This window comes from Bacillus gaemokensis (assembly GCF_001590835.1).
Classification (GTDB): domain Bacteria; phylum Bacillota; class Bacilli; order Bacillales; family Bacillaceae_G; genus Bacillus_A; species Bacillus_A gaemokensis.
Genome location: NZ_LTAQ01000021.1, coordinates 18,004 through 31,840 on the forward strand (window position 1 = coordinate 18,004; position 13,837 = coordinate 31,840).

Consider the following 13,837-nt stretch of genomic DNA (forward strand, 5'->3'; position numbering starts at 1 on the left):
AATTTCTTGAGCAAATAGTTGTAATTCATCAGATACAGAAATAGACATACAAAAACGCCATCCTTTCCTATGAGTCTACAGAAAGAATAGCGTATTTTTTCATTTTAGGGGGTATTTTGTTTTGTTAGCTTGATAGCGATGGGATAGCACCAATAAAACGCGAATTTCGTACGCTAAGAGGTTTTTTCCATAGAAAAATCAAAAGCCGATTTCCTGTAAGCTAAGGGGGTGTCAGTTTTTTACTGTTAATTTGTTTGTAGTGGTCGAAGGGAGATGGTGAAAGTTTATAAGTATGGATTAAATCGTTGTAAAGCATCTATATACATTCTCCACAGGCTAACGTGACTTAATTGATGCTACGAGATAGAAAAAATCCTGCATGTTTGAAACATGCAGGATTTTTTCTATTCTTCATTTTTCATAAAGTAAGAAACAAAACGAAGAATTTCAAGGTATAACCATACTAATGTCATCATGAGCCCTATTGCGCTATACCACTCCATATATTTTGCTGCCCCACTACGTGCACCATTTTCAATTGAATCAAAATCTAGTAATAGATCTAATGCAGCAACGACAATCACAACGACACTAATAATGATACTAATTGCCCCACCTTGGTGAATATATGGAACAGTCAAAACAAAGGTGTTTAGTAAGAAAACAATCAAATACATAATAAAAATGCCAAGTGTTGCAGCTGTTACAACTGTACGAAATTTTTCAGTTACTTTTATTATGCGAGTTGCATATAATACTAACATTGCAAATAAAATCGAAATGGTTAATAATACAGCAGTTAAAGCGATAGAATTGCCAAAACGCATTGTATAAAATGCCGAAATACTTCCCAATACAATCCCTTTTACCACAGCATAAATTGGTGCACAAATTGGTGATATACGTGGAATAAATATAGCCGCAAATGCGACTATTATATTAACCACTGCCACTCCAACTAATACCGGCATTTTCATTGTACCTTGTGTAACCTGCACATATGAATAGACAGATGCTGCAAGTAGTAAGATAAGCATAACGAATGTTTTGCTTATAGTTCCGCCAATAGTCATCGTAAAAGCGTTTGTCTTCTCTTCATGAAATTTGTCTTTTTTTAACATTGGATTAGATGTTCTCATGCTTTCCTCCTAAAATATTTTTTACTTGTAAAGTGAATTTTTTATATCTCTAATTTCTTATTGATAATGCGACCTGTAATCGCTACGAGTACAATTATTAACAAGCAAGTAAAACATAAACCAAAAATAGTGAAATCTTCAATAGGGTAAAATGATGTATCAAAAAAATTATTCTTATCCATGAACCCAGAACTCTTAATAGTAACTGCATATTTCTCTAATTTACTTAACACATTCATTACAATTGTTTGTATTGTTGAAAAAATAGCAACGAAAATGATGAATAAAATTATTTTACTCATCGATGACTTCACTGGAAACAGCTTTATAATTGCCATGATAAAATAACAAGAAATAAGGATACTCATGAAATCGATTCCCCATAAAAGAAAAGCAAATATGTGTTGGAAGATTCCGTAACTATACAACTTGTGAAATTCTTGTCGGAATTCTCCGGTTATTTCCCCACCATAAAGACTGGGATCATAACCAATTACTTTTCCATCATAAAGACTTTGTGAAAAATAATATGAAAAAATTAAGCCTATACCTAATAAAATAATAAACATTAATGTGAAAAATAATAAATTCGTATATATATATTTTTGGGTTGGGATGGCTGTATAACGAATCATAGAATTTTTTAATATTTTATTGAAAGAAGGCAGCGCTATTAAAAGAAGTAAAAATGCAGCTATACCAATTATTATCAGGAATATGAGTAATACTAAATCCTTTATAAACGGAGGTAGTACCCTTGAGAGTCCTATCGTACTAAATAAAAGAAGTAAAGAAATAATAATAAAACCAGAATAAAAGACAGCTATTTTTTTTCTATTGCACTTATATAAATAGAGAAAAAGTGGATTCATTTCTCAAAAACCTCCCTAAACAACTCATGTACTGCTTTCCCTTGATGAAAACGAATTTCCTCTACGTTTTCATGTAAAACAATATTTCCGTCTTTTAAAAAGATTACTTCATCAAATATATTTTCGATTTCTTCTATTAAATGAGTTGAAATGAGAATGGTACAATCTTCCCGGTAAAATTTAAGAATTAAATCTAATACATGTTTTCTAGAAACAAGATCAATTCCGCCTAATGGCTCATCTAATATATATAACTTTGCTTTCCTGGAGAAAGTTAAAATAAGTTGTAATTTCTCCACTTCACCTTTTGATAGGGCAACTATATTTTCTTCTAACGGCATTTTAAACTCATCTATTAAATCCATTGCTTGATGTAAATCAAAATCACTATAAAAATCACGATAGAAAACTACAGCATCTTTTATTGTCATCCACTCGTCAAAAACAGGGCTATCAGGTATAAATGAAACAATTTTCTTCGTTTCTATTCCTACCTTCTTACCTTCAATTGTGATAGTTCCTTTAGAAGGATACTGCAAACCAGAAATCATTTTTAATAATGTTGTTTTTCCGCTACCATTATCACCAACAAGACCAATAATTTTCCCTTCAGAAATTGTTACACTTAAGTCTTGAAGCACTGTTTTTAAATTATATCTTTTCCACAGATTTTCAATTTTTAATAACTCTGTCATTCGTTTTCCTCTCTTTTCTTTTCTAATGAGGAATGGAGGATTGAGAGAAGTTCTTCTTCTGTAAATCCTAAATTGTCCATTCCATTTATAAAATTATCAAGCAACTCTTTTGCCATTTCTTTGCGTAGTTCAGTAATCTTTTCCCCTTTACTTGTTACAAATCTCCCTGTTCCTCTACGTGTTACAGCAATACCTTCTCGTTCTAGCTCTTGAAATGTACGTTGGATTGTATTTGGATTCACTTGTAATTCACTGGCTAGTTCACGTACGGCAGGAATTTTATCACCCGGTGCTAAACGACCTGTTACAATTTCTTTTTTTATGTATTCCATTACCTGAATATAAATCGGGATATTAGGAGAAAAACCATTTTCCATTTACTTCCTCCTCAGTATTAGTGTACTAGACGAATGATACACTAATACTGATTGTGTGTAAATGGTAATTTTTCCAAACTATATATAATAAATAAAAGATGATATATTTAGTGAATTAGTGTAACCAACCAAGTGCCATAAACGACCGTTAATGGAACTTTAGTTATTTCTACTCAAATAGAGAAAAATACTATTCAAATTTGTACGAGGAAAGGGGAAAGTTCAAAAGAATATCGAATCCTTTCTCATATCACAATATAATATGGAACAACGTTCGGGAGAGTATATATTCTATGTTCCTTACACCACAATTTCAGATTTAGAACAAAAGGTAGATAGTATAATTCGTGAAATTGATTTTGAAGCGGATTTATAAAACTGTTTTACGGAGTTAGATGTGTACTGTGATGAATTGGAGCTACAATGGTAAAAGTAGCATTTGCTTATATAGAGAGTTCAATTATAAAATAATAAGAAGAAAAGAAAGACAGGGAGAGGAAACCCATGTCCACAAAATTAGTAAATTTACGAATTGATTTTGCTTTTAAACAATTATTCGGCACAAAAGGGAATGAAGAGATATTAACCGGATTTCTAAACGCCATCTTAGAAGAGTCTTTAGATGTACCTATTACATCTCTACAACTAGAAGATCCTCATCTTCATAAATCTTATGAAGATGATAAGTTATCAATATTAGACTTATTAGCAACATTAGACAACGGAACGCAAGTGAATATAGAGATACAGCTTCGCAACACACATGATATGGTGAAGCGATCTTTATATTACTGGAGTAAACTCTATACATCCCAAATGCAAGAAGGGATGCCGTATCGTTCACTTCGGAAAACAATTACCATTAACTTATTAGATTTCATATTATTCTCCCAGGATGATTCATTTCACACCATAGGACAATTATGGAATCCTAAAAAGCAACAGATACTAAGTGATGATATTGAAATTCATTTTGTAGAAATTCCAAAATTGGTCAAACAATGGCGTGAAGAAAAAGTAAATCCATGGGAAAATGCATTTGTTCGCTGGATGTTATTACTACCAGCACATGAAGATGAACATTTAACTCAAATATTGGAGGAGATTGCAATGAATCAAGATCCAATTTTACAAAAGGCGATGAATAAGTGGGAAAATATGAGCCATGACTCTTCTTTCCGAACAGCTTATGAAGCTCGTGAAAAGTTACTTCTAGATGAACAAGCTAAGTTAGCTCATGCTCGAGAAGAAGGATTAGAAGAAGGCATTGAAAAAGGGAAAATTCAATTAATTCGTGGTATGCATAAAAATGGTATGCCATTAGAAGACATTGCAAAATTCACTGGTCTAAGTACAGAAGAAATACGAAAACTACTATTATAATACGTACTATTACAAAAACTTTGCGAAAAATCTCGCAAAGTTTTTTATTTAGTTCTTTAAACATCAACTCCCTAAAAAATACATTTTCCCTTTTTTAGACATTTTTCTTTTAATTTATATTAGTATGATTTTGAAAGAAAGTTGTACCGTCTAAAATAAAGTTTAACCGTTTGTAAAAAAATATCAAATAGCTATAATGTGTAAACAAATTGTATGGTCTATACCCCTAGCATATAAAAGAGAGGAGGTAACACTTTATGGATAACAGCTTAGCAATAAGAAACCCTGAGCTAGCCAAACAGTGGCATGAAACTAAAAATGGGAAAGTGTCTCCTTTTGATGTTACATTTGGTTCAAATAAAAAAGTATGGTGGAAATGTGAGAAAGGGCACGAATGGGAAGCGTCTCCAACGAATCGACATAGAGGAAGAGGATGTCCTTATTGTTCCAATAAAAAAGTTTGTATAGATAATTGTTTAGCTAAATTAAATCCAGAGATAGCTAAAGAATGGCATCCTACCAAAAATGGAACAATGACTCCATATGATGTAGTTGTAGGAAGTTATACAAAAGTATGGTGACCCCTAATTACAAATGAAAGTGTCCTATTAATATTTCAAAAAACACCCAATCCCATCCTCCTGCTATATTTTTAGTTAATCCCCTTGACTATAACGCTACGTCATAGTGCATAATTTTAACTATATTAAATAAGGAGTGAAAGAAATGAATATAAAATCATTACGCTCAGATAAAATATATCGAAAAATTTTACAAGCTCCAAAAGAGGAAAAGGTTGAGTTATACAGACAAGAAATGTTGGCTCCGTTTATGGGGAAATGGGAAATTCAATATGTTCCTTTTAAAGCTGAGGAGCCAAATGGTTTTGATGTAATTACATTGAATAATATAATGAGCATTTCTCCTAATCAGATTACAAATGAGATTACACCAGAATTAGAATTGATTTCGTCTGATTCTTTTTGGTCTGAGTGTAAAGAAGCTGTTAGGAAAAGCCTTCATTTATTTAGAGAGCATGATGTGAACCTTCGTGTATCCGATTACTTATTCACGATTCTATTAGGGGATCAAAATAGCCCTTCATTAATGTTAAATGAAGGATATAGTGGTGATGGAGGTATCCCTGGCTATATTTTGTGTACACTTGTGCCAAATGAATACACAATACCTCGAATGAAAGCTGCTTTAGCACATGAATGTAATCATAATGTTCGATATCAATTTATTCAGTGGGACCATACTGTTACTTTAGGTGAATTAATTGTTAGTGAAGGGTTAGCAGAAAACTTTGCTACTTCTATTTTTGGAGAAAATCTACTCGGTCCTTGGGTATCGAAAACAACTATGGAAATGCTTAATAGACATATTAAACCTGTGCTCAAGGAACAATTACAATTAACAGGATTTGATAAAATTGCACCGTATCTTTATGGTGACGAATTAGCAAAAATTCAAAACTATATGCCAGTCAATATGTCTTATGCTGCTGGTTATGCCTGTGGATACTATTTAATTAAATTCTATTTAGAAAAAACAGGTAAAAATATCTTTGAAGCCACAATAACTCCTGCCAATCTAATATTAGATGAAATAAAAGGATTTTGGGATGAAGAAACAATTACTAACGGTTAAAGATATTGTCCAAATTACAGGCATAACAAAAAGAACCTTACAATATTATGATAAAATAAATTTATTAAAACCAATTTACTTAACAGAAAATGGTTATCGACTCTATGATAGAAAGAGTTTAGCGAAACTTCAAACAATTCTATTTTTTAAGGAAATGGACTTTTCTCTAAAGGAAATTGCGGATATTTTGAAACTTACGAGAGAAGAACAGCAACAATTATTAAAGAAGCATAACCAAACTTTATTGTTAAAAAAACAACGTTTAGAAACGATTATTACTGCGGTGGATGAGTATGTATCAGGAAAGGATATTTACAATTTAAATATTTTTAATAATTCATCCATTTTACCATTACAAGAACAATATGCTCATGAAGCGAAATTCATCTATGGAGAAACAGAAAAATATAAAGAATTTGAGGGGAAACTGAAAAAACACTCTCCTAGTGAAAAAGCGAACTTATTTCATGAATTCGAACAAAACATGGAAAGAGTATTTAGAAAAATTACTTCCTATATTAATCAATCACCTACTTCCGATGAAGTACAGCAATTAATTGTAGAATGGAAAAGTTATCTCGAACAATCTATTGTATGTGACTCTGAAATGTTGACATGTATTGCAAATACGTATAAATTTGATAATCGATTCAAAAATTATATAAATCAATTTAGTAATGAAGACTTAGCTGAATTTTTATATAATGCTATTATACATTATATCGATAAACAGAATTATTAATTTCATACTTTTATAATACAACATATAAATAAAAGATGGTGTTAATTGAAATTTCACACCATCTTTTTAAATAACTTTATTTGTTTTGAAACGACTTTAGTATCACTCATTAATTGATGAGAATAACAAAGTTTATATTGCATCGTCGGTTGCAACTGCTCTCGGTGCATACTTAACTGCTACAATTATCTTTGCGCCTATTGGTGCAGGTGCATTAGGAGGCGGGATATACGGAGTTGTTTCATCGAAGCAGCAGATAAACACAGCACAAGAAGAGATTAAAAAGCTAACAGAAAATATTTCAACCGCGAAACAACAGGTAGTTAAGTTAACGTTCTTGAAAAATAATACTAATAATTTAACAGAAACAATTGATGCAGCTATTACTGCTCTTGAAAATGTAAAGAATCAGTGGCAGACAATGGGGGCAAAATATAAATCATTGAATGACAATGTTGACAAAATTAACCCAGACAAGCTTGCTATTATTATAAAGACAGATCTGAAGATAGCGAAGGATAGTTGGAACAAGGTTAACAAGTATGCTGAAGATATTCAAAAGAGTGAGATTTCATTCGTAGAAGAGAAAAAATAATATTACTTCAAAAAATTGCCGAAGTAATGAAAAATATAATATACTGATTTTCCCTTTTGAAGAACACATAATGTGAGTCTCCTGTTCAAGTTTGAACGGGAGATTTCCTATTTAGTTATGAAACTTGATAAAGATTATAGAATAAGAAAGTATGAAAATCTCTATTTTAATATGTTGTTTTATTTGCAATGATCGTAATTCATATGAAGTAAAGAATATAAGCTTATGAATTTAATAAAATACGTGATACATTTGAGAGGATAGGTGAAAAAAGGTGAATAAAAAATTGTATAAGAAAGTTATTTTATCAACAATCATTACTGGAATGGCAGCGAGTAATGTAATCCCTCTCCATACTTTTGCAGCAGAACAAACTGTGCAAAATAGTGTGTCCCAACAGCAAGAAGATATTAAGAGCTATTCTCTTGGTCCTGATAAATATAAAGAAGTAATGGAGAAAATGGGGGCAAGTATCCTTACAATGGATTCATATGCTCAAACAATCCGTAATCAAGAACAGACAGATTTAAGTAAAATAAGTTCTATAAATGGTAATTTACAAGCAAACATGATTCAGCATCAAAAGGATGCGCAAAGGAATGCAACATATTGGTTAGATAATCTAAAGCCTGATATTATGAAAACGAATCAGAATAGTGTAAGTTATAATGATACCTTTCAAGCGAGTTATGATCAATTACTAGCTGCTTTAGATCAAAAAGATACAGTTGCATTTAAAAATGAACTGGAGAAATTATATAATAGTATTTTGAAAAATAGCCAAGAAGTGGATGGACTACTAGAAAAGTTGAAAACATTCCGAAATACAATGGCTGAAGATACAAGAAGTTTTAAAGACGATTCTAATCAATTGAAGACTATTTTAGAAAGTACGAACGCCGGTATTCCACTTTTACAACAACAAATCAATAATTTTAATAATATAATTAAAGAAAATAATGATAAACGTGGTGGCTATATAGCTGCAGCTGTATTGATGCCTTGGGTTGGTATACCATTGATTGTCACTACTGACAAGAATATCGCATCTGCACAGCAAGAAATAGAACAATTAAAGTCCAGGATTTCTGGAGCAGAGGCAGAATTAGTTATTTTGACAGATGCCAAAAATAAAACGGAACATATGACTGCAACAATTGATACAGCTATTGATGCGCTACAAAATATATCGAATCAGTGGCATACAATAGGATCAAAATATAACTCATTGCTTAAAAATGTTGACAAGATTAATCCAGACAGGCTTGCTTTATTAAAAACAGATCTGAAGATAGCGAAGGATAGCTGGCAGGACCTTAAAAATTATGCAGATAAATTATATGAAGGTGCTAAGATTGTACAAACAGGACAACCAATAGAACAGATTGTACAAAAAGGACAATCAATAGAACAGATTATACAAAAAGGACAGGCTTGCTTCTGAATGTTACATAATACACTCAAAAAAAGTCTTTTGGAAAATAATGTATTACTATGACCTAGTTTTCGGCTGAACCCCAATAGGGGCACGGCAATATCGCCATCAAGCTAAGGTTTTGAAGTACCCCCTAAATAAAAATTTTCTTTCTCTACAGTTAGTTATTTTGAGAAGTCAGCTCATTTTTTTGTTTTGGGGTTGTTTACTTTTCTTAAGTTGATGGGCATGGGTCACCATATCAAAAAAAGAAAATTGTACGTTTAGACACATTTTAGACACAAATCAGCCGGTTTTCTGTACGTTAAGGAACCTGCTATCTATTTTACTGCTTTTTGATGGAATTTTTGTCTTGTAATGGTCTTTGTATATTGAAATTTGGTTTTTGATTTAAATTATATTGCGTTGCACTTAATCGAAAATTGAACAAAAAAGTTATTTAAGTAGAAAATAGCGACAGAGAAAACTCAATTAAAATAATTCATGAGGATCTTTAAACTTTTCAAATGACTCATATTGGTAAACTGAATCATTGATAGTATGTGTAAAAAGAATATAATTACAAAAAAACATTAATGATTTGGCAGACAACGTTTTAAGCTGTCTGCCGGGTAAAGAGAAGATTGCCAGTTTGAATAGAATACAACCGCAGCCCAAGCGGCTTAAGGATAATATGTGTAGATGTTTACAAAATATACAAAATTTTTCTTTTTAGTTTGACCGTCAACTTTATGAGGTGTCTGCCTGTGGGGTTCATGAGCTTGACCGGCAGTTTAATTGTTTTCCTAGTCTTTAAAAGAGTGAAATCGCTAGTTCGACCGGCTTAGAGAAAGTTTGTGTAAACTTTAGAAAAATATGTAAAGATAAATAAAAATGCCTATTCTACAAATAGAACAAAGCACTTTATAAAAGTGCTTTGTGAAAAGCAAGCGCTATAAGTAAAAAACTTCTATATAATAAGGTATCTGGCTCATTTAAATGTGGAACAAGTCGGCATTTTGGATGTTAATAATAGCTAACAAAAAGAAATTGGGGTTTGCTTACTGTTATATAAGATACGAAAAATTTGTTATTTGTTGATTTGTTACCTAAAGAAAAAGGATGCAATTAAATCATCTCTTTTCAATTAGCCTAAAAAAGTATAAATACTTTCTAGATATATAAATTTAGCCATGATCCGGCCTCTGCCAAAGATCTGAAGATTACTGCAGTTTATTGATTATACTGAGGCTCCTCTTGTTCAACCTCCTGAACACGTGGTTCTAAAGAATCAATAATTGTCTGTGCTTGCTGAGCTGCATTTTGATACAGTTGTTTTGCTTGCTGATTGTCAGTATCAAGAAATCATTCTAAACATGCTTGAGCACTTTTTAATCCAGAAATAGTTTGTTTAAGCTTGGTAATTACTGTCATAATTAAATTCCTCCTTATAATTATAAATTCACTATTTAGAATAGCTATTTTCTACCAAAAATATGTTTTCTAAATTTTAGGTATCTTTATAGAATGAATACATTGACTAAGATTTAAAAAATACTAAACGAATCGTACAGAATAAGCCATGTTAGATGGTTCTTAAAAACGAAGTGAAGTTGCACAATAAAAATGGAAAAAACTGATTCGATACAGCTATAGAGTCATTAAGAATAATAAAAAACTCGTGACTAAAAGACGAGTTTTTTATTAGGAGCGATAGTTATTGATGTTTACTCCCTTGTTTCTTTTGATTGTTAGGCGTAATTTCATTGGCAAACTCCATATTTGCCAAATTTATTTTGGATGGATTAAATGTTCTTGTTGTATTTTGAACACCTTGGAACATACGTTGGATAGGTCTCATCATATTTGAATTACGTGTTGCTACTACACCAAAAACTGTTCCTAATCCTAGTAAAGAAACCCAAATCCATCCTCTATTATTCCGTCTATTTCTAAACAATTTAAACATTTGCTGAGTTCTTCTTACAGAATGGAATAATGACGTCAAGAAGTTAAGAATATTCATTTTTTGCCCCCTGTAAAAAGTTAGGAAAAAGAAACACTAAGTTCAATTTCACATGCTTTATATTGCATTGTTTTATAAAAATTTATGATGCCAACTTATGCTAATACCTCTTCATTTTTCTTTCCTAAAAAGTCTAAGATTTCCTAAATATTTTTTATTGAAAATATGCAAAATAATAGTAACAGAAATTCAAAAGGGAAAATGAAAGCAAGTTGAAAAGCTATGTACTAACGATTTGAAATTTTATCGATTCAAAATATTACAAATTCACGCTCTTAACTTATAAATGAAACTCACAAGGACAATATTTTACGTGTAAGACTTACTCGTTACAAATGGAAAACTGTTACTCTTTCTGATGGAACTTAGATAAATTAAGAATGATACCTTGGTTAAAATCCATTTACACAATGTTCATTTATTAAACGAAATGAAGTGCTATAATGATCATGCTAAAAAAGGGCGATTTATTTATCAACATGTTAAAAAATCCTTGCCTAGCCCTGGATTATATATTCAAAATCATTCTAGGACAGATGAGATTTAAGGGATAATTGAGATTTCAATGTTAAACAAAAGAGCTGACCGATTAGGTTTTGAATTTGTTTCTATTTCTAATCCTCTTACAAATGGTTAGCATTTATACCAATATGCTTATTACCTAATAATAATTCAATTTATTATTATGCATCATTTTTTGAAAGTTAATTTTTTTCTTTAGAGAAGAGTTAGGAATGATATCAGATTATTGAGGTGATTAAATACATGCCAATGTTGAATGTGGACGGTAGTAGTCTGTATTATACCGTAAAGGGAAAAGGAATTCCTATTGTTTTTATTCATCCTCCTGTACTCACTTGTGTAAATTTTGAGTACCAAATAGAGGAATTATCCAAAGATTTTAAAGTGATTGCTTTTGATATTAGAGGACACGGAAGGAGTCAGTATTCAAGACAACCGATAACCTATCCGCTGATTGTTGAAGATATTAGACGTTTATTGGAACATTTGGAAGTCAAAAAAGCCTTCATATGCGGATATTCGACCGGAAGCTCTGTCGCACTAGAATTTTTGTTGACTTATGTCGAAAGTTCCTTAGGGGGTATTCTAATCGGAGGAATGTCAGAAGTCCGGGATGGATATCTAAAAAATAAGATTTCACTAGGCGTGAAACTTGCGAAAACAGGGGCAGTTTCATTTTTAGCATTATCTATTTCATGGGGCAATTCAAATACACATAAATTGTTCAGAAAAATGTTTAAAGAAGCTCGTAAAGGAAACACCCAAAATATCGAGCAGTATTATCGTTATAGTTTGCACTATAACTGTACCAATCTGCTTAGAAACATTGAGCTTCCGGTTTTGTTGGTTTATGGTAAGAAAGATAAATCATTTTATAATCACGCGAAACTACTACATGAGAAATTGCCATGTAATGAATTAAAATTCATTGATAACGTAAAGCATCAAATTCCTACAAAAGCAGCGAAGAGGTTAAATGAAATGATTAAGCAGTTTGTTTTTATCCATACTGAGATGGATAGAGAAGAACCTTTTTCTTTACCAGTAAAAAAGTAGATGTCTCGTGAATAAAGTGAAACTTCCAACAGTGGGGATTCGCCCCTGTTGGAGTTCACCACAAATAGGAGCAGTGATGCCCTCGTCTTTCTTCTTTGATTCCTCTGAACATTTAGGTGAGAGTCTACTGCCTGTTAGGGCGGGGGAAAAGATTTTAAAGATAATAGTAAGGATAGTAATAATGAATATAATACTTTTCTCTCCACATTTATTCCAGGAACAAAAGGTATATATTCTGTTATTGCAAGTGTTGAATTTAGGCCTGCTACTTTTCCCTCTCCCGATTAAAGGATATTAATAGCCATCAGGGTAAATAATACTGAAGTAGCCATCGATAATGATTTTTTTAGTACAATCACAAATAACAATATTACATCTGTTTCTACTAATGTTCAGTTAAATGCTGGAGATGTAGTACAAGTATCTGTAAGAAGTACCCTAGCTGGTATAATTGTTTCAAATCCTTCAAGTACACACTTTGAAGCTACGAGATTTCCATCTCCAACAATGTAAATTAAAAACTGATTTAAAGAAGTATAGGGGTTCTTGTCATAGACCGCAAAGTAGCAACAAGGAAATCCCTAAAATTGCTTTCACAGTATGAGTATGGGATTGAGAAGTCACTGGAAGTAGGAGAAAACCTCATCGTTTTCACACCAGAGAAACCGGGAACCTACATGTACAGCTGCTGGATGGGAATGATCCGCGGTGTAATCATTGTGAAAGAGGCATAGGAGGAAGTGAAAGCTCCATAAAGAAAATCGGCTGTATCCAATGGGGATAGCTGGTTTTAAAAATATTTAGAAAATCCAGTTGACAGTTCATCTACTGTGTGTTACGATATACCTGTAATATGTCATACTGGATACCGACACCACTGAATAGTGAGGTTGCAAAAATATTTTAAGAAAAATAGTTGACACCTCCGCTACTCAGTGCTAAAATTCACATGTAATAAGTAATACTGAATAGCTTGATTTCCCAAAAGCTATTCAGTAAAAAATTTGCCTTAGTACTCTGTTATACTGAATATAAGTCAGACAAAATAGAGGAGGTAGAGGAGGCTCTGAACATGGAAAATTTAACTGAAATGCTGAAAGGTTCACTGGAAGGCTGCGTACTGGAAATCATCAGCCGCCATGAAACCTATGGCTACGAGATTACCCGCCGCCTGAACGAGCTTGGGTTTACCGAAGTCGTGGAAGGGACGGTCTATACCATCCTCGTGCGATTAGAAAAGAAAAAACTTGTGAACATAGAAAAAAAACCGTCAGATATGGGGCCGCCCCGCAAGTTTTACTCACTTAATGAGGCTGGCCGCCAGGAACTTGAATTGTTTTGGAAAAAATGGGATTTTGTATCA

At 32.2% G+C, this 13,837-nt stretch carries 14 protein-coding genes and 3 pseudogenes; 11 read left to right on the forward strand and 6 right to left on the reverse strand.

Features of this window, described 5'->3' with window-relative positions; translation table 11 throughout:
• Window positions 1–404: 404 nt before the first annotated feature.
• Genes AZF08_RS16725 through AZF08_RS16740 form a run of 4 tightly spaced genes read right to left on the reverse strand, consistent with a single transcriptional unit; the run spans window position 405 to window position 3,083 of the window.
• On the reverse strand, window positions 405–1,139 hold the full coding sequence (locus AZF08_RS16725; protein WP_033678843.1) for a Bax inhibitor-1/YccA family protein: 735 nt from the start codon (window positions 1,137–1,139) through the stop codon (window positions 405–407).
• A gap of 41 nt (window positions 1,140–1,180) precedes the next feature.
• Entirely contained in the window at window positions 1,181–2,011 is an 831-nt protein-coding gene (locus AZF08_RS16730; RefSeq protein WP_033678844.1) for a hypothetical protein, read from the reverse strand.
• Window positions 2,008–2,706, reverse strand: a complete 699-nt coding sequence (locus tag AZF08_RS16735) for an ABC transporter ATP-binding protein (protein WP_033678845.1) — start codon at window positions 2,704–2,706, stop codon at window positions 2,008–2,010. Before AZF08_RS16735 ends, AZF08_RS16730 begins: the two co-directional genes overlap by 4 nt.
• Window positions 2,703–3,083, reverse strand: coding sequence for a GntR family transcriptional regulator (locus tag AZF08_RS16740; protein ID WP_033678846.1), 381 nt, complete (start codon window positions 3,081–3,083; stop codon window positions 2,703–2,705). Before AZF08_RS16740 ends, AZF08_RS16735 begins: the two co-directional genes overlap by 4 nt.
• 196 nt (window positions 3,084–3,279) lie before the next feature.
• On the opposite strand from AZF08_RS16740, the pseudogene AZF08_RS32010 reads away from it, so the two are divergent.
• The 7 genes and pseudogenes from AZF08_RS32010 to nheC form a co-directional block, all read left to right on the forward strand.
• Window positions 3,280–3,459 (forward strand): annotated as a pseudogene (locus tag AZF08_RS32010) (recombinase family protein); the annotation flags it as partial.
• Between the two features lie 128 nt (window positions 3,460–3,587).
• Entirely contained in the window at window positions 3,588–4,466 is an 879-nt protein-coding gene (locus AZF08_RS16745; protein ID WP_033678847.1) for an Rpn family recombination-promoting nuclease/putative transposase, read from the forward strand.
• A gap of 257 nt (window positions 4,467–4,723) precedes the next feature.
• A complete protein-coding gene (locus AZF08_RS16750) occupies window positions 4,724–5,047 on the forward strand; it encodes a zinc-ribbon domain-containing protein (RefSeq protein WP_033678848.1) in 324 nt (107 codons plus the stop codon).
• Between the two features lie 145 nt (window positions 5,048–5,192).
• Complete coding sequence (locus AZF08_RS16755) at window positions 5,193–6,119, forward strand: DUF2268 domain-containing protein (RefSeq protein ID WP_033678849.1); 927 nt, start codon at window positions 5,193–5,195, stop codon at window positions 6,117–6,119.
• The gene (locus AZF08_RS16760; protein ID WP_033678850.1) at window positions 6,094–6,861 is read left to right on the forward strand and encodes a MerR family transcriptional regulator; all 768 of its coding nucleotides are present in this window, start codon (window positions 6,094–6,096) and stop codon (window positions 6,859–6,861) included. Before AZF08_RS16755 ends, AZF08_RS16760 begins: the two co-directional genes overlap by 26 nt.
• Before the next feature lie 106 nt (window positions 6,862–6,967).
• Window positions 6,968–7,456: pseudogene (locus AZF08_RS32015) on the forward strand (enterotoxin); the annotation flags it as partial.
• A gap of 274 nt (window positions 7,457–7,730) precedes the next feature.
• Window positions 7,731–8,900, forward strand: a complete 1,170-nt coding sequence (gene nheC, locus AZF08_RS16770; protein ID WP_063177322.1) for a non-hemolytic enterotoxin subunit C — start codon at window positions 7,731–7,733, stop codon at window positions 8,898–8,900.
• 1,203 nt (window positions 8,901–10,103) lie between these two features.
• Here the strand turns inward: nheC and AZF08_RS16775 are convergent.
• Window positions 10,104–10,304, reverse strand: a pseudogene (locus AZF08_RS16775) (DUF1657 domain-containing protein).
• A 283-nt stretch (window positions 10,305–10,587) separates the two neighbouring features.
• Entirely contained in the window at window positions 10,588–10,896 is a 309-nt protein-coding gene (locus AZF08_RS16780; RefSeq protein WP_033679240.1) for a hypothetical protein, read from the reverse strand.
• A gap of 430 nt (window positions 10,897–11,326) precedes the next feature.
• Here AZF08_RS16780 and AZF08_RS32195 point away from each other — a divergent pair, with 430 nt between their 5' ends.
• The 4 genes from AZF08_RS32195 to AZF08_RS16795 all read left to right on the forward strand — a co-directional run.
• Complete coding sequence (locus tag AZF08_RS32195) at window positions 11,327–11,443, forward strand: hypothetical protein (RefSeq protein WP_407639484.1); 117 nt, start codon at window positions 11,327–11,329, stop codon at window positions 11,441–11,443.
• A 218-nt stretch (window positions 11,444–11,661) separates the two neighbouring features.
• Window positions 11,662–12,474, forward strand: a complete 813-nt coding sequence (locus AZF08_RS16785; protein WP_033679075.1) for an alpha/beta fold hydrolase — start codon at window positions 11,662–11,664, stop codon at window positions 12,472–12,474.
• A gap of 587 nt (window positions 12,475–13,061) precedes the next feature.
• Complete coding sequence (locus AZF08_RS30515; protein ID WP_156029208.1) at window positions 13,062–13,208, forward strand: cupredoxin domain-containing protein; 147 nt, start codon at window positions 13,062–13,064, stop codon at window positions 13,206–13,208.
• Between the two features lie 338 nt (window positions 13,209–13,546).
• Window positions 13,547–13,837, forward strand: a 291-nt coding sequence (locus tag AZF08_RS16795) for a PadR family transcriptional regulator (RefSeq protein ID WP_063177323.1), incomplete at its 3' end; no start/stop codon positions are given.